Origin of the sequence: Finegoldia magna ATCC 53516 (assembly GCF_000159695.1) — a bacterium.
In the GTDB taxonomy this organism is placed as follows: Bacteria; Bacillota; Clostridia; order Tissierellales; family Peptoniphilaceae; genus Finegoldia; species Finegoldia magna_F.
In genome coordinates this window covers 1671961-1692373 of the sequence record NZ_CM000955.1, presented here as the reverse complement: position 1 = coordinate 1692373, position 20413 = coordinate 1671961, and the positions used below count along the sequence as shown (strand labels likewise).

Genomic DNA, 20413 nt, shown 5'->3' with positions numbered 1-20413 from the left:
TATCAAAATAAACTGAGTTATTTGCTTTTAAATACTAATAAATACGTTTGATTTAAACAAAAACGTGGTTTATTATATAAGAGGATTAACACTCAACAGGTTAGAGTGCTAACAAAAGATTCTGAAGGAGGATATCATGAATTTAAAACCTATTGGTGATAGATTAGTATTAAAAAAACAAGAAAAAGAAGAAGAAAAAACATTCTCTGGAATAGTTCTCCCATCTTCAGCTAAAGAAGCTCCTGTTTATGCAGAAGTTTTAGCTATTGGATCTGAAGTAGAAGAAGATGAAAAAATGAAAGGCAACATTAAAGTTGGAGATAAAGTTATATACTCAAAATACGCTGGAACAGAAATAAAACTAGAAGACACAGAATATATCTTAGTTAAATATGAAGATATTCTAGCAGTTGTAGAATAGGAGGATAAATTTTATGGCAAAACAAATCAAATTTTCAGATGATGCTCGTAAAAGCATGGTAGAAGGTATTAATAAATTATCAGATACAGTTAAAGTTACATTGGGACCAAAAGGTCGTAATGTAGTTTTGGATAAAGAATATGGTGCACCATTGATTACAAATGACGGTGTTTCAATTGCAAGAGAAATTGAACTTGAAGATGAATACGAAAACATGGGTGCACAATTAGTAAAAGAAGTTGCTACTAAAACAAATGATGTAGCAGGTGATGGTACAACTACTGCAACACTTTTAGCACAAGCGATTATTAGAGAAGGTTTGAAAAACTTAGCAGCTGGTGCTAATCCAATTGTTTTACAAAAGGGTATCAGAAAAGCTGTTGAAAAATCTGTGGAAGCTATTAAATCTAGAAGTCACAGTGTTACAACAAAAGAAGAAATAGCAAATGTTGGTAGCGTATCAGCAGCTGATGAAACTATTGGTAAACTAATTGCAGAAGCAATGGAAAAAGTTGGAAATAATGGTGTAATTACTGTTGAAGAATCAAAATCTATGGGAACTACTTTAAATGTAGTAGAAGGTATGGAATTCGACAGAGGATATGTATCTCCTTATATGGTTTCTGATTCAGACAAAATGGTAGCAGCAATGGAAGATCCATTCATTTTAGTTACTGACAGAAAAATTACAAATATTCAAGATATATTGCCATTATTAGAACAAGTTGTTCAACAAGGTAAGCCATTATTTATAATTGCAGAAGATGTTGAAGGTGAAGCATTAGCAACTTTAGTTTTAAATAAAATCAGAGGAACATTCAACTGTGTAGCTGTAAAGGCACCAGGATTTGGGGACAGAAGAAAAGAAATGCTTGAAGATATATGTATTTTAACTGGAGCTCAATTAATCACAGAAGATTTGGGAATCGAATTGAAAGATGCATCTTTTGATATGCTAGGACGAGCAAGAAAAGTTAATGTATCAAAAGACAAGACAACTATTGTTGATGGAAATGGTGAACAATCTAAGATTGAAGAAAGAATTAACCAAATCCAAAACAGGATTCCTGAAACTGATTCTGAATATGATAGAGAAAAACTTCAAGAAAGATTAGCAAAATTATCTGGTGGAGTTGCTGTAATTGAAGTTGGAGCAGCTACAGAAACAGAATTAAAAGAAAGAAAATTGAGAATAGAAGATGCGCTTGCAGCAACAAGAGCAGCAGTTGAAGAAGGAATTGTAGCTGGTGGTGGAACAGTTCTATTGGATGTTCTTGAAGAAGTTGAAAAACTTGTCGATGAAGTTGAAGGCGATGAAAAAACAGGAGTTAAGATAATTCTAAAAGCTTTAGAAGAACCTGTAAAACAAATCGCAATTAATGCTGGAATCGACGGATCAGTTATAGTTGAAAATGTTAAAAACAAAGACAAAGGAATTGGATTTGATGCATACAAAGGTGAATATGTAGATATGTTAAAAGCTGGTATTGTAGATCCAACAAAAGTAACATTATCTGCATTACAAAATGCAGCGTCTGTTGCAAGTTTATTATTGACAACAGAAGCAGCAGTAGTTTCTATAAAAGAAGACGAACCAGCTATGCCTCAACCAGGTCCTGGCGCATATATGTAGACAAATTAAAGGTGAGGATATATTCCTCATCTTTTTTTATGCAATGAAGTAAAAATGTTAGTTGAAAATGAATATCGGGTATATATACATTAAGTTGGTGAGATAATGAATAATTACGATTTAATAAATGAAGTGCTTGGCAAAACAAGTGAAGAAATACAAAAAATGAGTCCAATCAATATTTTATTGGTTGGAAAAACTGGAGTTGGCAAATCGACTTTAATTAATGGAATGTTTAGAGATAATTTGGTAGAGACAGGTGTAGGAAAGCCTGTCACTAAATATTTGCAAAAAATTACTAAGGAAAATATTCCTATTAATTTATACGATACTCAAGGACTCGAACTAAACTCACAAAATCAAAGAGAAGTCCTAACAGAAATAACAACTTTATTAAAGGATTTAAAACATCAAGGGGAAAAAGATAAAATTCATTTGATATATTATTGTATTAATTCAAATGGATCTAGGATAGAAGATTCTGAAATAGCTCTTATTAATTCTTTAAAACAATATGCACCAGTAATCATAGTATTAACGCAATCACTAGGAGAAAATTCTGAACAATTAAAAGACTATATTCAGAATTTGAATTTGGATGTGGCAGATGTTATCGAAATACTCGCAAAACCATACCGAATTAACGATATGGTTATTGAAGAAAAAGGATTGAAAGAACTGATGACTAAAAGTTTTGAACTTTTAGATGAGGAAATTAAAAATTCTTTTATTAATGCCCAACATGTCGATATTGATTTAAAAGCAAAAACGGCAAGACGTTGGGCAAAAAGATATATAAAAACAGCTTTTGGAATTGGATTTGTTCCTATACCTTTCTCAGACGCGTCTTTATTAGTGCCTATGCAAATTGGAATGATAGCTCACATTAATTCTATTTTTGGAATATCAATGGATAAGCAAAGAGTTGCCTCAATCATAGCTGCTATAGGTGGAACTGGAGGAGCTACTTTTGCGGGAAGATTCATAGTAACGAATGCGTTGAAGTTTATTCCGGGAGTAGGTAGCTTAGCTGGTGGATTAATATCTGCAGCGACTGCGTCTATAATGACCACGGCGTTAGCGATGAGTTATATAGAAGTTTTGAGTTATATTGCTAAAAGAGAAAAGTTGGGAATTAATATGGATTTTTCTGAAATTGAAAAATTAATGCAAAAAACTTATACAGAATATTTGAAGAATAGGAAGAAGAAAGACGATGAATGATTTAACAAAAAAAGATTTTATTGAAAAATACAAAGATGGGAATTTTGATTTTGCAGTTCAAAATACTTGTAGAGCTGTAGAATACGCAAAGTTAGAAGATTGTTTTAATGTAGCAGAAAGAAATAGGGAGCCATCTGATATAATAATTTATGAAGATGACGATATGATTGATTATTTTCACTTTGATGGATTAAAATATCAAGATTAAAAAACACATAAGTGTGGTATAATAATAATTACAGAGTAGGGTTGATGCGTTTAGTGTAATGGGATAGGGAGTTGCCCATTAACGAAATTATTGCGATATCAATGCCGCTTCCGCTGATAATATGAATTAGTGGGAGCATTATCTTTGAAACAGAGGATAATGCTTTTTTTGTGGAGCACTCTCGGGTGCTCTTATATTTTTTATAAATGAGAGGGATTTTAATGGATAAAGAAAAAATTGAACAAGCAGTGTCAATGATAATAGAAGCTATTGGTGAAGATCCAAACAGAGAAGGATTATTGGAAACACCTCAAAGAGTAGCTAGAATGTACGAAGAAATTTTCAGTGGATTAAATCAAGATGCGAAAGTGCATTTGTCGAAATCTTTTGAGATAGTTGATGACAATATGGTAATAGAAAAGGACATTCCTTTTTATTCAATGTGCGAACATCACTTACTACCATTTTGGGGAAAGGTTAATATTGCTTATATTCCTGATAAAAGAGTTGCTGGTTTATCAAAATTAGCTAGAACTGTTGATGTGTATTCAAAAAAACCACAATTACAAGAACGTTTAAACATTGAAATAGCTGATGCATTAATGGAATATTTAAATTGCAAAGGATGTTTAGTAACTATTGAAGCTGAACACATGTGTATGAATATGAGAGGCGTTAAAAAACCAGGTACTTCAACAATGACTTCTGTAGCAAGAGGAGCTTTTGAAGAAGATTTGGATTTGAAAAACGAAGCTTACAGATTAATGGGATTATAATGAAAAATACTGACATTGTCCTTAATCACAATTTATTTAATGAAAAAATAAATAAAATTGAAGATGATGAGAAAACTCGTGTTTTTTGTAAACACGATTTCTCTCATCTAATGGATGTAGCTAGAATTTGCTATATTATTAATTTAGAAGAGAATCTGAATATTGATAAGGATTTAATATATGTTACAGCGCTTTTACATGATTTGGGAAGAGCTGACGAAGTGGATACTGGGATTAATCACAGTATATTATCACAAGAAATTGCTCAAGAAATTTTGAAGGATTTGGATTTTGATGATGAGTCCAAGCAACGAATAATTAGTGCTATTAAATATCATAGAACTAATGAAGAAAATGACGATAGATTTATAGAGATTTTTTACAAAGCAGATAAGCTGTCGAGGATGTGCTTTAGATGTCCCGCTAGAAGTATTTGTAATTGGCCAGAAGAAAAGAAAAATAAAACAATTATTTATTGAAAGGATACAAAATGTTAATTAGAAACAAAGAATTTGATTTTAAAAACGATGCATATATAATGGGAATTTTGAATGTCACACCAGATTCTTTTTCAGATGGTGGGAAATGGAATGATGTTGACAGAGCAGTTAAACACGTTGAAGATATGATAAACGAAGGAGCTAGTATCATTGATATTGGGGCTGAATCCACAAGACCAGGCTTTACTCCTTTGTCATCTGAGCAAGAACTTGAAAGAGTTATTCCAATTATTAGAAAAATAAGAGAAAACTTTGATATTCCAATTTCTTTAGACACATACAAAGCTAATACTTTGAGAGAAGTTGTTAAAGAAGGAGCAGATATTTTAAACGATGTTTGGGGATTAAAATCAGATCCAGAGATGGCACAAACTGCTAAGAAATTAGATATACCAGTAATATTAATGCATAATAAAGACAACAATCATTATAATGACTTAATGAAGGATTTAAACAGAGAAACATTAGAATCAGTTGAATTAGCAAAAAAAGCTGGAATAAAAGAAGAATTAATTATTTTGGATCCGGGAGTTGGATTTGCGCTAGATTACGAAAAAGATTTAACTGTAGTAAACAGAATAAAAGAATTTGTCGATTTGGGATATCCTGTATTATTGGGAACAAGTAGAAAGAGATTTATCGGAAAAGCTATGGGAATAGATGTAGCTACTGAAAGAGACTTTGGAACAGCAATAACAACTGCTATTGGTGTAATGAATGGATGTTCAATTTTCAGAGTTCACAATGTAAAAGAAAGTTATGACGCTATGAGAATGGCTTTGGCTATAAAAAGAGAAGGAAAATAATGGACTACCTTTTAGTAAAAGATTTAGAAATATACGCTAACCATGGAGTATTTCAATCTGAAAAAGAATTGGGACAAAAATTTTTGGTTACTTTGAAGATGGGATACAATATGAAAAAAGGCGCAACCTCCAATAATTTGGAAGATTCAATTCACTATGGAGTTTTAAGTAAAGAAATTTACGATTATTTTCGTTCAGAATCAATAGATTTAATAGAAACAGTAGCTTATAAATTAGTTGAGTTCATATTAAAAAAATACAAAATTGTACAAGAGCTTACTGTAGAAATTAAAAAACCATGGGCTCCAATTAATCTGCCACTTGATACCGTTAAAGTAACAATTAACAGAAAAAAAAGAAGATATTTTTTGGGAATAGGATCCAACATTGGAGATAAACAAGAATATGTTAATTCTGCTATTGATAGATTGAAAAACACAAATAGTATTGAATTAAAAAACGTGTCTGAAATGTACACTACAAAAGCTTGGGGGAAAACTGATCAGGAAGATTTTCTCAATTGTGCCGTTGAAATAGAATCATACGAAGAGCCTGAAGATTTGCTGAAAATAACTCAACAAATTGAGTTAGATCTTGGTAGAGAAAGACACGAAAAATGGGGACCTAGAACTATAGATATTGACATCTTATTTTGTGATAACGAAATAATATATACTGATGATTTGAAAGTTCCTCATCCTTATGTTCAAGATAGAAAGTTCGTATTGCAACCATTAAATGATTTTGCACAATTTTTTGTGCATCCTGTCTTAAATAAAACACTCGAACAATTGCTAAATGAATTAGAAAACAAATAGAAAATTTTTTAAAAACAACGATTTTTAAGTCGTTGTTTTTTATTTAAAAATACAATAAATGAAAACTTGAAATTATCACTTAAAAAATAAGATAAAAATGTGATGAGTAAGTTTCAATTAAAATTTTTCTTTGAAATTTAATAGACTTTATATTATTATAATATCATAGTAAATTTTTAATTAGGGGGAAATATGATTTTATTTATAATCGGTATATTAATTTTATTCGTAGGTGGATATTTTTACGGAAAATACTGCGAAAAAGTATTCCAACCAGACGATAGAATAACACCTGCAACATCACTGGCTGATGGTGTAGACTTTGTCGAAATGAAAAAATGGAAGAATCAACTCATTGAACTTCTAAATATCGCAGGAACTGGCCCAATTTTAGGACCTATTCAAGGTATTTTATTTGGACCTATAGCATTTCTAACTATTCCAATTGGATGTGTTTTAGCTGGGGCAACTCATGATTATTTCATAGGAATGATGTCTATGAGAAATGAAGGGGCTCAAGTTCCAAAAATGATAAGAAAGTATATGGGAAAAACTACTAATAAAGTTTATAATATTATTATTTGGATATTAATGCTTTTAGTTGGTGTAGTATTTATTTATACGCCGGGAGATTTAATTGTTAATGACATTTTGCATATGGATGTCAACGGCGGAATAATTTGGATTGTATATGGAATTATTTTGATTTATTATCTATTAGCTACACTTTTTCCGATTGATAAGATAATAGGAAGAGTTTATCCTATTTTCGGTGCTATTTTAATAGTCAGTGCTATTGGTGTATTAGGTGGAGTTTTCTTAGATGGTGGAGCTAATTTACACAATATTACTGAAGGAGTTTTATTAAGTAAGCATCCTTTGGGCCAAAGCTTTATTCCTGTATTTTTCATCACGGTTGCTTGTGGAATTCTTTCAGGATTTCATGGATCACAAATTACACTTATTTCTAGAACTGTAAAAAATGAGCATGAAGGAAGATCAACATTCTACAATATGATGATTGCAGAAGGACTTATTGCTATGTGTTGGGCATCTGGTGCTATGGTACTTTTCAATAGAGGTACAGCATTGGATACTAATGCTACTTTGATGGTTGGTATAATTTCTAAAACTTTTATGGGCAAAATTGGTGGCTTGTTCGCTATTATTGGAGTAATTGTATTACCAATTACAAGTGGAGATACTGCATTTAGATCGCTTCGTTTAATGATAGGTGAACAATTCAATATAAGTCAAAAATCTGTTAAAAATAGAATTTTGTTAAGCTTACTAATTTATGTTTTTGCTATCGCGATTCTTTATTTTGCCAAGACAAATGGAAATGGATTTAACTTATTATGGAGATACTTCGGTTTTACTAATCAATTGGTTGCTGTATTTGCTTTAATGTTGATTACAGTATATTTATATATCAATAAGAAAAATTACTTTATAACAATGATACCAGGGATGTTTTATGCATTTATAGTTTCAAGCTATATTGCACATGCTGATTTGGGATTTTCACTTGACAAAAGATTAGGAATGGATGGATACCTAGCAAGTTATATTGTAGGTTTCATATTCGTAGTTTTATTTACAGTATTTGTTATTAAAAAAGGTAAAATTGGGCAAACTAAATCTGAATTAATAGGATAATTAAAAAAATCAAGCAGCTAAGTCTGCTTGATTTTTTGCTATTCAAATTAATTGCAGAATTATTGAAATTAAAATATTTTTTTGATATAATTATATTAATAACAATGAATGGAGTGATAATATGGCAAGGGCAAGAGTATCATTAGCTGTTGTTAAGAGACTTCCAAAATACTACAGATATTTAGGAATGATCGAGCAAAAGGGAATAATAAGAGTATCAAGTCAAGAATTGAGCAGCATTACAGGTTTAACTGCTTCTCAAATTAGACAAGATTTAAATCATTTCGGTGGTTTTGGTCAACAAGGATACGGATACAATGTCGAAGAATTGAAATCAGAAATTGAAAAAATTATGGGAATAAACAAATCTTATAAGGCAATCATTTTAGGTTGTGGAAATATTGGAAAAGCCATAATGAATTATAAAGGATTTAAATCTTCAGGTTTTAATATTGTTGATGTATTTGACCATGGTAAAAAAGTAGGTACCAAAATTTCAGATTATGAAATCAAAGATATCGATAAAATTGAAGAGTATCTAAAAGAAAAGAAACCAGAAATAGCTGTTATTGCCCTACCTACAGATGTAGCTCAAGATGTTTGTGATAAGCTAGTTGATGGTGGCATAAAAGGTATTTGGAATTTTGCTTCATTGGATCTGAAATTACCAAAGAATGTTGTATTAGAAAATGTACATCTTGATGAAAGTTTGTACACATTAACATATTACATGAATAATTTGGCAGATTATCCAGGAACTAAAAATTAATTATATTCGGCGTTTTATAACGCCGTTTTTTATTGTAACGAATGTTACAATTTTTTTTGCGTTTTTATATTATAATTGTTGTATAAAAGGAGTGATAATATGGATAGTATCTTAGTTTTAGAAAAAGAACACGAAAATATAAGTAAAATAATAGATTTAATGAAAGAAAAGTCCATTGAATTTATCAATAACAAAAATATAAATGTTGAATTTGTAGAATTATTGATCTATATTTTGAAAGAATACGCAGATAAATTTCACCACAGAAAAGAAGAAGAGATTTTGTTTAAGAAGATGCAAGAAGATTTGGGTAGAATTGGTGAAGTTATGGTTTTAAATGGTATGTTAGTTGAACACGAAATAGCAAGAGGAATTATTTTTGATTTGGGTCAAAGTATAAAAGAATATGAAAAAGACAGATCAGATGAAAATTTTGTTGAAGTAATCGGAAATCTAATGGGATACAGAAGACATTTACAGAAACACATTGAAAAAGAAAATACAGTGGTGTATCCATATGGAAAAAAAAATTTATCGGATGAGAGATTAAAAGAAGTTGAAGATGAAACTATAAAATTTTTAGAAGAAAATAAAGAAGTTCACAATATTTTGATGGAGAAAATTGAAAAATTATTTAATATGTAATGTAAGAGAGGAATTAGTAATTAATTCCTTTTTTTATTTGCATATAATGTAATAATATTGTAACAAATACACACCTTTCATTTATGTTATAATTTTAGGTGGAAGGTGTTTTATGAAAATATTAATAACTACAGATACATACAGACCGACAATAAATGGAGTTGTAACATCTATTGAATCTTTAAAAAAAGCTTTAGATAGATTGGGACACGATGTTAGGATTTTAACTTTTTCAGATAGTTTTAATTCAAAACAAGAAGACGACATTTATTATATGGGTTCTTTAGGAGCTGGAAAATTCTATCCGGACGCCAGAATGAATAAGTTATTTTATAATAGATTTTACGAAGATATAATGGATTGGAATCCAGATATAGTTCATTCACAAACAGAATTCACTATGTTTATCCAAGCAAAAAAAATTGCGAAGGATCTGGATATTCCTCTGTTGCATACGTACCACACTGTTTATGAAGATTACACGCATTATTTTTCTTTAAATAAAAAAATTGGCAAGGAACTTGCAAAACAATTTACGAAACAAATTATAAAAATGACTGACGGTGTAGTAGTTCCAACTAATAAAATATATAATTTGCTAACAGAATACAATATACATGAAGATATATATGTAGCACCAACTGGAATTAATGTTAAAAAGTTATCTGAATGTGACGATTTTGATATACGAAGTGGCTATAAAATTCCTGAAGATAAGCATATAGTATTATTTCTTGGAAGAATTGGTAAAGAAAAAAATATCACCGAAATTCTTCAGTATCTTGAAAACATTGATAGAGATGATATTGTGTTTATTATTGCAGGTGCAGGACCATTTCTTTCAGAATTAAAAGACATTTGCTCAAATTCAAAAATAAGAGATAGATTGATATTTACAGGAATGATTGATTCTTCAAAAGTAGGAAACTTCTACTCACAATCAGATGTATTCGTATCAGCTTCGACATCTGAAACTCAAGGACTGACATTTATTGAATCAATGGCATGTTCAACACCAATTATTTGCCGACATGATGACTGCTTAGATGGTGTTTTGATTGATGGTAAAACAGGTTATGGTTACGATACTGAAGAAGAATTTATCGAATATATAAATCAAATTTTGGACAATGAAAAACTTAGAGATGAAATGGGTAAAAATTGCAAACAATTAGTAGATGCAAACTATACAGAAGATTCATTTGCAAATAAAATTGAACAGATATATAAAAAGGTAATTGAAGATCATGCAAAATCTGTTAAATAAAATACTTGAAGCTGACAACAGAAAATTTCAAATTATTATCCATGTGCTAAATGCAATTGGAATATTAGTAAGTATTTGCGTTATGATTTATGCATGGAAAACTGGAATACTTAAAGATATCGATAAGTTTCAAGATTTCATGAATCAGTTTGGCAAATCAGCTGCTCTGATATTCATTTTATTTCAGATAATGCAAGTAATTATCCCGATAATCCCCGGTGGAATTACTTGCCTGGGTGGAGTAATTTTATTTGGATCTTGGATGGGATTTGTCTACAACTATGTAAGTATTTGTATAGGTTCAATAATTGTGTTTTTTATTGGCAGAAAATACGGTACTCCGTTGATAGTTGCGATTTTTGGAGAAAAAGCATATAACAAATACATCAAAATTCTTACCAAAAAGAATAGGTTTGACAATGTATTTGCGGCTTTGATATTTTTTCCGATTGCGCCAGATGATATGTTATGCTACATTGCGGGAACAACAAAAATGAAATTCAAAAAGTATTTCTGGATAATTATATTAGGAAAGCCTATGTCCATAGCGCTTTATTCATTGGGACTAGAAGTATTATTTAAGAAACTGATATTAAGGATTTAATAATAGATGAAAATTTTGATATACAAAGGTGATTATGATTTAGTAAAGCAAAGCGGTGTTGGTCAAGCAATTGAACACCAAGAAAAAGCTTTGAAACTAAATAATATTGACTACACAACAGACGAAAATGACGATTATGATATTGTTCATATAAACACAATAATGCCAAAATCAAAAAGTTTCGGTCGAAAAGCAAAGAAGCAAGGGAAGAAAGTTATTTATTATGGACATTCTACTATGGAAGATTTTAGAAATTCTTTTCGTGGAGCAAATTTATTGAGCGGACTTTTTAAAAAATGGATTATTAGTTGCTACAACATTGGAGATATTATTATAACTCCGTCACAATATTCGAAAAACATACTCGAAGGATATGGGATTAATAAGAAAATATACAGCTTATCAAATGGAATAGATCTTGACAAATTTAAAGGCGATGAAAATAGCAGAAAAAGATTCAGAGAAAAATATAATTTGAAAGATGATGATAAAGTTATAATTTCTGTTGGACATTTGATGAAGAGAAAAGGACTAGATGATTTTATAGAAGTTGCTACAAAGCTCCCTCAATACAAATTTATCTGGTTTGGACACACTAATCCAAAACTATTGACTTCTCATATTAAAAAAGCTATAAAAAACAAACCAGATAATGTAATTATGGCAGGATATGTTGATCAAAAGGAACTGGTAGATTGTTATCATGGAAGTGATTTGTTTCTATTTATGACCAGAGAAGAAACAGAAGGAATTGTACTATTAGAGGCTTTTGCATCTAAAATAAAAGTTTTGGTAAGAGACATTAAAATTTACGAAGATATGTTTACTGATGGTAAAGAAGTTATCAAAGCGAAAACCAATGATGAGTTTAAAAATAAAATTGTTAATATAATAAATGGCAAAAATTCTACTGTTGAAGAAGCGTATAGATATGTTAAAGAACGAAGTGTTCAGAGAATTGGAGAAAAACTGAAAAATATATATTTAAAACTAGATAATGCTTAATGTTTAATGATACCTTAATCTCACAAAAATATATTATTAATAAATGTTTTGTTTAATATTTACATTTATTTACAAAAGACTTTTTTAGATGTATAATTATATATATAAAACACAAGGTGGTGAGGTTATGCAAATTACAGATGTTAGAGTTAAAATATTAAATATTGATAACAGATTAAAAGCTATCGCTTCTGTTACTTTTGATGATGAAATAGTAATTCATGACATCAAAGTTATTGAAGGTGAAGATGGTTTATTCTTGGCTATGCCTAGTAGAAAAATCGGTAATGATAAATATCGTGACATAGCTCATCCAATTAGTTCTCCAGCCAGAGAAAAAATTGAAGTAGCAGTTATCAATAAATACAACGAAGAATTTGAAAAGCAATCTTCTGATGAAACTGAGCCAGTGACTGAAGAAAATATAGAAACTGCAGAAAATGAATAGTACAAAAAGCATCTATCAAGGTGCTTTTTTTAGTGCGGTAAAAGCAGATTAAAAAATATTTTACATATTTCGTATGTTTGATATAATAATAGAATATGGTTAATTTTGAATAAAGGAGAATTTTATGGAATTACAAGTACCGAAAGGATACAAGTCCTCTTTGGATTTATTAGAAACACAAAAAGCAATTAAAATTATCAAAGATTTTTTTCAATATAGGTTGTCAGAAACTTTAAATTTGACTAGAGTTTCGGCACCATTATTTGTTAGAGCTAATACTGGAATTAACGATAACTTAAATGGTATCGAAAAACCTGTAGGTTTTGAATTCTTGGAAGATGGTTCGATGAGTAGGTTGGAAATCGTCCAATCACTTGCAAAATGGAAGAGAATTGCATTGAAAAATTATGAGATTCCAGTTGGTGAAGGAATTTATACAGATATGAATGCCATCAGACCATCAGAAATTTGCGACAACACGCATTCATTATATGTAGATCAATGGGATTGGGAAAAAGTAATTTCAAAAGAAGACAGAAATGTTGAATTTTTAAAGGATACGGTAAGAAACATCTATCAATGTTTCTTGGACACTCAAACAATGTTGGTTAATTCTTATGACGACTATGAAAAAATACTTAGAGATGAGATTACTTTTGTAACTACTGAAGAATTAGAAGAGATGTATCCAAATAATACTCCAGATGAAAGAGAAAATTTGATTACAAAAAAATATGGATCAGTGTTTTTGATTGGAATTGGTGATGCATTAAAATCTGGAAAATCTCATTCCGACAGATCTCCAGATTATGATGACTGGAGTTTAAATGGAGATATTTTAGTTTATAATCCTGTTTTAGACAATTGCCTTGAATTAAGCTCTATGGGAATTAGAGTAGATAAAGATAGATTGATATATCAATTAGACAAAAAACAAAATAATGATAGAAAAAACTTGGAATATCATCAAATGCTACTTAATGATTTACTTCCTCAATCTATAGGTGGAGGTATTGGTCAATCTAGAATTTGTATGTTCTTCTTACAAAAAGCTCATATCGGAGAAGTTCAATCATCAATTTGGCCTAAAAATATGTTAGAAGAATGTGATAAATTGGGAATTAAATTATTATAATCGTATTTTACAAAAGAGTTATTTATTTGAATAAATAAGTAACTCTTTTTTTGTAAAATGTTCAATAATTTGTTTTACTTTTAAATTCTTTTGTAGTATGATTTGTTTATGAAACATTTAAAAAAATATTTAGAAGACAATCCGCCATTGGTGTTGATTCTAAGTTTCCTTTTTTTGATTATAGTAGGATCATTATTATTGTCATTACCTATAAGTCAAAATGCAACAAAGGTTCCATACATTGATTGTTTGTTTACAGCAACATCTGCCGTATGTGTAACAGGTCTTGTTACAGTTGCAACATATAGCGCTTGGAGCGTTTTGGGGAAATTAATTATTATCATTTTAATCCAAATGGGCGGACTAGGTTTTATGACATTTGCAACTTTAATTGCACTTGTCATGGGAAGAAGAATTACTTTAAAAGATAGATTAATTATTAAAGAACAAACAAATAGTATTGATATGCAAGGAATGGTAAAACTAATTAGATATATACTGATATCTACTTTTTCTATCGAAACAATTGGTGCTTTTTTACTGATGACGAAATTTATACCAATGTATGGTTTCAAAGGAATTTTTTATAGTTTCTTCCATTCAATTTCAGCTTTTTGTAATGCAGGATTTGATATTCTGGGACCAAATTCTTTAATTGATATAAATACTAACTTTTTTATTTTGTTAGTAATTGGACTTTTAATAGTAATAGGTGGTATTGGTTTTAATGTAATACTTGATGTGTTGCACAATGGTTTTGATTTTAAGAAATATTCATTACATTCAAAAATTGTACTTACAACAACTGTGTTGATGTTATCTATAACATCAGTTTTAATTTTAGCAATGGAATTTTTGAATCCAGAAACAATTGGCAATTTAAGCTTGGCAGACAAGATATCTAATTCGGTTTTTCAAGCTGTGACTTTAAGGACAGCTGGTTTTGCATCAATTGATCAATCAAAATTATTGGACAGTTCAAGTGTGTTGTCTATATTGAATATGTTTATTGGTGGATCTCCAGCAGGAACTGCAGGAGGTATTAAAACGACAACATTTGCACTGTTAATTATTGTTGCATTGAGCGAAATTAAAGGTCAAGAAGATGTAGAAGTATTCAACCGTAGAATTAGATTCTCACAAGTAAAAAAAGCTTTAGCTATAATTACTTTATCTATGGTTTGGGTAATTTTTGTTACATTTGCAATTTTAGTTATAGATAAAGCAAAATATTTAGATGTAGTTTACGAAGTAGTAAGCGCATTTGGTACAGTTGGTTTAACAAGAAGTTTAACACCAACTTTAAATATTATCTCTAAGATTTTGATAATTTCCACGATGTATATAGGTAGAGTGGGATCATTAACTATTCTATTTGCGTTGTCTAATACAAAGAACAAGAAAGCTTACAAAGAAGCTCATGAAAATATTATAATAGGTTAGGTTTTAATTATGAAACAATTTGTAGTAGTTGGCTGTGGTAGATTTGGTAGAGCATGTGCTATTGAATTATCCAATACAGGCCACGAAGTATTATTAATAGATAATAATGAAGATACTGTAGATGAAATGAGTCGTATTGTTACTCACGCAGTGTATATTGAACATTTGACAGAAAATTCATTGAGTTCAGTTGGTGTTGGGAATTTCGATGTGGCAATAGTTGCAATATCTTCGAATTTTGAAGCATCGATTCTATCTACTGTAGTTTGTAAAAAATTAGGTGTTAAGAAGGTAATCACAAAGGCTAAGGATACTCTTCACGGCAATATTTTGCTCAAAGTAGGGGCAGATAGGGCAATCATTCCAGAAAATGATTCAGCAGTAAGACTTGCTAAGAGTTTGATAAGTGATCAAATTTTCGATTATATTGAATTTACAGATGATTATTCAATTGCAGAGATTACTCCAAAAAAAGAATGGATAGGAAAGAACTTCATAGATATCGGAATTAGAAGTAAATACGGTATTAATGTTGTTGCTGTTAAGAATAATGGAGAAATGAATATTAACCCTTCACCGGAATATACAGTAAAGTTTGAAGATTACTTGATAGTAATTGGATCAAATAAAGATTTGGAGAAAATTACTGAAACAGGTGATAAAGATGATAACCTCTACTTCAAATAAAATATACAAGCACGTAAAATCACTTTATAAGAAGAAATATAGATACAAGTATAACGAGTTTGTAATAGAAGGCTATAAACTTTATGAAGAAGCGATTAAATCAAATTTAAATATCAAGCAAATCATACTCAGAGAAGGGGAAGATTTGATTGATGGTTGTGTTTGTTTTGATTCAAAAACTTTCAACAGTCTCAGCGAAATGAATAATCCTGAAGGTATAATTTGTGTAGTAGATTTTATTGAAAAAAAAGATAATTATACAGATAAAATACTTTTTTTGGAATGCATTAACGATCCAGGAAATTTGGGAACAATAATCAGAAGTGCTGAAGCGTTCGGTTATAATAATATTATTTTATCTGACAATAGTTGCGATATTTATAATCTGAAAACTATTAGAAGTGCTATGGGCAGCTTATTTAGAATAAATATTTCATATGAAAGCATACATGTGCTAGAAAATTATAAATCAAATGGATTTAAAATTTACGAGACATCATTGGAGAAGAATTCTAAAAGTATTCTAGAAATTAAAGACAAAGAAAAACATGTTCTAATAATTGGAAATGAAGCAAATGGAATTAGTGATGAAATTAAAAAATACGCTGATGAATTTTTGATAATTCCTATGGATAATGTTACAGAATCATTAAATGCTTCAATAGCTGCAAGTTTGAGTATGTTTTACCTATCAAAATTGACAAATTAGTAGTTATATTATACAATAATTAAAAATGTTGAAGAAGAAAATACAAAACTAGATACACAGAGAGATATGGGTTGGTGTGACATATTTATCGAATTTTGTTGGTTCGCTTTGAAGTTGCTGATATAGCCGTATAGAGTGCGTTAAACTTACGAGTGATGTTATCATAAATTGGGTGGTACCGCGGAAATACAATCTTTCGTCCCATACGGGATGAGGGATTTTTTTATTGTTTAAGGAGAAAATAATGAAAGAAGAAATTTTAAAAATTAAAGAAGAAACTGTCGGTTTAATCGACAATGCCAGTGATTTAAAATCTTTAGAAGATATTAGAGTAAAAGTTCTTGGCAAAAAAGGTGATTTGACACTTGTTCTAAGAAATATGGGTAAACTTTCTAAAGAAGAAAGACCGATTATGGGACAATTAGCAAATGAAGTTAGATCTGAAATAGAAGAATTGTTGTCCAATAAATTTGAACAATTAAAACAAGAGCAAAAAAAGATAAAATTAAAAGAAGAAGAAATAGATGTAACTGCAAATAGAGGTGTCAGAGAAATTTCTCACAGACATCCACTTAATGAAACTATAATCCAATTGGAAAATTTATTCCAAACAATGGGATTTGATATTGTGGATGGTCCTGAGATTGATACAGTTGAAAATACATTCGATTTATTGAATTCACCAAAATATCACCCTTCAAGATCTTTATCTGATACTTTTTATTTGGATGATAAAACTGTACTTAGACCACACACATCAAGCGTACAAATCAGAACTATGAAGGCTCAAAAGCCACCTATTAGAATGGTTTCAGCGGGAAGAACTTTTAGATTTGATGATGTAGATGATACACATTCACCAATGTTCCATCAAATTGAAGGATTGGTTGTAGATAAAGGCGTTACTATGGCTAACTTAATGGATACAATCAATATTTTCATCAAAAACTTATTTGGTGAAGAAATAGAAACTAGATTCAGACCACATTATTTTCCATTTACAGAACCTTCAATGGAAGTAGATGTTACTTGCTTCGATTGTAAAGGCGAAGGATGCCCAAGTTGCAATGATACAGGTTGGAGCATGGAGCTTTTAGGATGTGGAATGGTTCATCCAAATGTTTTAAGAAATTGTGGAATAGATCCTGAAGTTTATACTGGATTTGCATTTGGTATGGGAGTTGACAGGATTACAATGGTAAAACACAAAATCGACAATATAAGATTGTTGTACGATAACGATAAGAGATTTTTGGAACAATTCTAGGAGGAAATATGTTATTACCTATTAATTGGCTAAAAGATTACGTCGATGTAGACGAATCAATAAAAACTATTACAGACAGACTTTCTGAAACAGGAAGTCACGTTGAATCGCTTATAGATAAAAGTAAATATTTAAACGACAAATTAATTGTAGCTAAAATAAAAAAAATTGATAAGCATCCAAATGCCGATAGATTATCTATAGTTACGTTAGATACTGGAAATTCAGATATCGAAGTAGTTACAGGTGCAAAAAATATCAAAGAGGATATGTTTGTTTGTTATGCACAAGTAGGGGCAACTCTTCCTGGAGACATTGTTTTAAAAAAAGCTGATCTTAAAGGAATCATGAGCCCTGGAATGTTAACAAGTTTTGAAGAAATGGGATTTGAAACTTCAGTTGTAGACAAAAATTCAAAAGATGGAATTGCTGTTTTATCTGAAAACAAAATGGGTGAAACTGTTACTAATGCACTTGAAATCAATGAGCCTATAATTGAGTTTGAAATCACTCCGAACAGACCAGATTGTTTGTCCGTATTAGGAATGGCAAGAGAATATGCTGCCTCTTTCGGAAAGAAAATCAAATATCCTTCTATAGAAATCAAAAAATTTGAAGAAGATATCAATGATTATGTAAATTCTGTTGATATTCAAACTGACAAGTGTACTCGTTATGTGGCTAGAGTTGTAAAAAATGTAAAAATAGCAGATAGTCCACAATGGTTAAAAAATAGACTTATTCAATCTGGAATTAGACCTATTAACAATATAGTTGATATTACAAATTTTGTAATGTTGGAAACTGGTCAACCAATTCACGCCTATGATTTGGATAAAATCGCAGATAAGAAAATTATCGTAAAAGAATCTGGTTCACAAAAATTCACAACATTAGACGATGTTGAACGTGAATTATCAGATGATATAATAATTTGTGACGGTGAAAACACATTAGGTATTGCTGGAATTATGGGTGGTTTTGATTCGGAAATAACATCAAATACTACTAATGTGCTTATTGAAGCTGCAAGTTTTGATAGCGATACAATTAGACTTTCATCACGAAGATTAGCATTAAGAACTGATGCTTCTACAAGATTTGAAAAGGGTGTAAGCCAACAATTATGTGATTTAGCATCATTGAGAGTTTGTAAATTAATTGAAGATATTACAAATGCCACTGTGATTAACAACTCTATAGATGTGATTACATGTGAAGAAAAATTAGAAGATGTAGAACTATCATTCAAAAAATGCAATGATTTATTAGGATCTGATATTTCGAACGATGAAATTAAAAATATATTACAATTATTGGAATTTAAAATTGTGTCAGAAGACGATGAAAAAATCAAAGTTAAAGTTCCATTCCACAGACAAGACGTTTCGATTTATCAAGATTTAATTGAAGAAGTTGGAAGAATTTACACATTTGAGAAAATTGGCGCGAAACCTCTTATCGGAAAACTAAAGAGAGGGGTTAAGAGTGAAGAAAGAATTGCTATAGATAATACTAAAAAAGCTTTGTATTCTATGAATACTTTTGAAGTGTTGTCTTATTCGTTCATAAGCCCAAAATCTTATTCTAAAGCGATGGTTGAAATGGATGATGATAAATTGATTAAACTAATCAATCCACTAGGAGAAGATTTCTCTGTGATGAGATCCACAATTATACCAAATATTTTGGATATACTATCTAAGAATTATAAAAATAAAATCAAAGATATTTGCGTATATGAATTGGGCAATACTTTCCACTTGGTCGGAAACGAAAGAATAGAAACTAAAAAATTAGCTTTGGGAATGTATGGAGATTATGATTTCTACGATGTTAGATCTATGATTTTGGCATTATTTAACGAATTGGGAATTGAAAATTATGAAATCATAAAAAACAAAGATAATAAAACTTACCACAGCGGTAGATGTGCTGATATATTGGTACATGGTGAATTGATTGCAACATTTGGTGAAATCAGTTATGAAGTAAGAGACAACTATGACTTTGATAATAGAGTTTATGTTGGAGAAATTCATTTTACAGAATTAATTAAACACATGGATTTCAAAAAGATTTACTCACCAATTAGCAAATACCCTTCAATTGAAAGAGATATAGCTCTTGTTGTAGATAGAGAATTAGAAAGTATTGAAATTGAAAAAGAAATTCTAAACCATTCTAATGGTATCATTAAAGATGTTTACTTGTTCGATGAATATAAAGGTGAACATGTTGATAATGATAAGAAGAGCTTAGCTTACAGAATTATATATCAATCAAAAGATGAAACATTAAAAGACAAAACTATTGAAAAAATACAAGAAGAAATATTAAATTCATTAGAACAAAAATTCAACGCAACATTGAGAAAGTAGGAATGTAT

At 30.0% G+C, this 20413-nt stretch carries 21 protein-coding genes, 1 riboswitch and 1 other annotated feature; all 21 genes read left to right on the top strand.

Features of this window, described 5'->3' with window-relative positions; all coding sequences use genetic code 11:
- Positions 1-136: 136 nt before the first annotated feature.
- The 21 genes from HMPREF0391_RS08185 (at position 137) to pheT (ending at position 20405) form a co-directional block, all read left to right on the top strand.
- Positions 137-421 carry a co-chaperone GroES gene (locus HMPREF0391_RS08185; RefSeq protein WP_002836581.1) on the top strand — a complete coding sequence of 95 codons (285 nt, stop codon included), beginning with the start codon at positions 137-139 and terminating at the stop codon, positions 419-421.
- Between the two features lie 13 nt (positions 422-434).
- Positions 435-2054: a chaperonin GroEL gene (gene groL, locus HMPREF0391_RS08180; protein WP_002836579.1), complete on the top strand. Its 1620-nt coding sequence runs from the start codon at positions 435-437 to the stop codon at positions 2052-2054.
- Between the two features lie 105 nt (positions 2055-2159).
- Complete coding sequence (locus HMPREF0391_RS08175) at positions 2160-3278, top strand: YcjF family protein (RefSeq protein ID WP_002836578.1); 1119 nt, start codon at positions 2160-2162, stop codon at positions 3276-3278.
- Positions 3271-3486 (top strand): hypothetical protein, encoded by a 216-nt coding sequence (locus HMPREF0391_RS08170; RefSeq protein WP_002836577.1) that lies wholly within the window; start codon positions 3271-3273, stop codon positions 3484-3486. The genes HMPREF0391_RS08175 and HMPREF0391_RS08170 overlap by 8 nt, the downstream gene beginning before the upstream one ends.
- A 29-nt stretch (positions 3487-3515) precedes the next feature.
- A riboswitch (THF riboswitch) is annotated at positions 3516-3604 on the top strand.
- Between the two features lie 103 nt (positions 3605-3707).
- Positions 3708-4262, top strand: a complete 555-nt coding sequence (gene folE / locus HMPREF0391_RS08165) for a GTP cyclohydrolase I FolE (protein ID WP_035109546.1) — start codon at positions 3708-3710, stop codon at positions 4260-4262.
- The gene (locus tag HMPREF0391_RS08160; protein ID WP_002836575.1) at positions 4262-4741 is read left to right on the top strand and encodes an HD domain-containing protein; all 480 of its coding nucleotides are present in this window, start codon (positions 4262-4264) and stop codon (positions 4739-4741) included. The genes folE and HMPREF0391_RS08160 overlap by 1 nt, the downstream gene beginning before the upstream one ends.
- An 11-nt stretch (positions 4742-4752) precedes the next feature.
- Positions 4753-5568, top strand: a complete 816-nt coding sequence (gene folP / locus HMPREF0391_RS08155; protein ID WP_035109543.1) for a dihydropteroate synthase — start codon at positions 4753-4755, stop codon at positions 5566-5568.
- Positions 5568-6386, top strand: a complete 819-nt coding sequence (gene folK, locus HMPREF0391_RS08150; RefSeq protein ID WP_002836573.1) for a 2-amino-4-hydroxy-6-hydroxymethyldihydropteridine diphosphokinase — start codon at positions 5568-5570, stop codon at positions 6384-6386. The genes folP and folK overlap by 1 nt, the downstream gene beginning before the upstream one ends.
- Before the next feature lie 192 nt (positions 6387-6578).
- A complete protein-coding gene (locus HMPREF0391_RS08145) occupies positions 6579-8045 on the top strand; it encodes a carbon starvation protein A (RefSeq protein ID WP_002836572.1) in 1467 nt (488 codons plus the stop codon).
- Positions 8046-8166: 121 nt separating this feature from the next.
- Complete coding sequence (locus HMPREF0391_RS08140; RefSeq protein ID WP_002836571.1) at positions 8167-8814, top strand: redox-sensing transcriptional repressor Rex; 648 nt, start codon at positions 8167-8169, stop codon at positions 8812-8814.
- A gap of 99 nt (positions 8815-8913) precedes the next feature.
- Entirely contained in the window at positions 8914-9459 is a 546-nt protein-coding gene (locus tag HMPREF0391_RS08135; protein ID WP_002836570.1) for a hemerythrin domain-containing protein, read from the top strand.
- A gap of 112 nt (positions 9460-9571) precedes the next feature.
- Positions 9572-10726, top strand: a complete 1155-nt coding sequence (locus HMPREF0391_RS08130) for a glycosyltransferase family 4 protein (protein ID WP_002836569.1) — start codon at positions 9572-9574, stop codon at positions 10724-10726.
- Positions 10707-11330, top strand: coding sequence for a TVP38/TMEM64 family protein (locus tag HMPREF0391_RS08125; RefSeq protein WP_002836568.1), 624 nt, complete (start codon positions 10707-10709; stop codon positions 11328-11330). Before HMPREF0391_RS08130 ends, HMPREF0391_RS08125 begins: the two co-directional genes overlap by 20 nt.
- Before the next feature lie 6 nt (positions 11331-11336).
- The gene (locus HMPREF0391_RS08120; RefSeq protein ID WP_002836566.1) at positions 11337-12335 is read left to right on the top strand and encodes a glycosyltransferase; all 999 of its coding nucleotides are present in this window, start codon (positions 11337-11339) and stop codon (positions 12333-12335) included.
- A 127-nt stretch (positions 12336-12462) separates the two neighbouring features.
- On the top strand, positions 12463-12783 hold the full coding sequence (gene spoVG / locus HMPREF0391_RS08115; RefSeq protein ID WP_035109536.1) for a septation regulator SpoVG: 321 nt from the start codon (positions 12463-12465) through the stop codon (positions 12781-12783).
- A 124-nt stretch (positions 12784-12907) separates the two neighbouring features.
- Positions 12908-13918: an aspartate--ammonia ligase gene (asnA, locus tag HMPREF0391_RS08110; RefSeq protein WP_002836563.1), complete on the top strand. Its 1011-nt coding sequence runs from the start codon at positions 12908-12910 to the stop codon at positions 13916-13918.
- Between the two features lie 108 nt (positions 13919-14026).
- The gene (locus tag HMPREF0391_RS08105) at positions 14027-15361 is read left to right on the top strand and encodes a TrkH family potassium uptake protein (RefSeq protein ID WP_002836562.1); all 1335 of its coding nucleotides are present in this window, start codon (positions 14027-14029) and stop codon (positions 15359-15361) included.
- A gap of 9 nt (positions 15362-15370) precedes the next feature.
- A complete protein-coding gene (locus tag HMPREF0391_RS08100; RefSeq protein ID WP_002836561.1) occupies positions 15371-16048 on the top strand; it encodes a potassium channel family protein in 678 nt (225 codons plus the stop codon).
- Positions 16026-16757 carry a TrmH family RNA methyltransferase gene (locus HMPREF0391_RS08095; protein WP_002836560.1) on the top strand — a complete coding sequence of 244 codons (732 nt, stop codon included), beginning with the start codon at positions 16026-16028 and terminating at the stop codon, positions 16755-16757. Before HMPREF0391_RS08100 ends, HMPREF0391_RS08095 begins: the two co-directional genes overlap by 23 nt.
- A gap of 19 nt (positions 16758-16776) precedes the next feature.
- Positions 16777-16964 (top strand) — a binding site (T-box leader).
- 37 nt (positions 16965-17001) lie between these two features.
- On the top strand, positions 17002-18024 hold the full coding sequence (gene pheS, locus HMPREF0391_RS08090) for a phenylalanine--tRNA ligase subunit alpha (RefSeq protein WP_002836559.1): 1023 nt from the start codon (positions 17002-17004) through the stop codon (positions 18022-18024).
- An 8-nt stretch (positions 18025-18032) separates the two neighbouring features.
- Positions 18033-20405 carry a phenylalanine--tRNA ligase subunit beta gene (gene pheT, locus HMPREF0391_RS08085; RefSeq protein WP_002836558.1) on the top strand — a complete coding sequence of 791 codons (2373 nt, stop codon included), beginning with the start codon at positions 18033-18035 and terminating at the stop codon, positions 20403-20405.
- Positions 20406-20413: the final 8 nt, after the last annotated feature.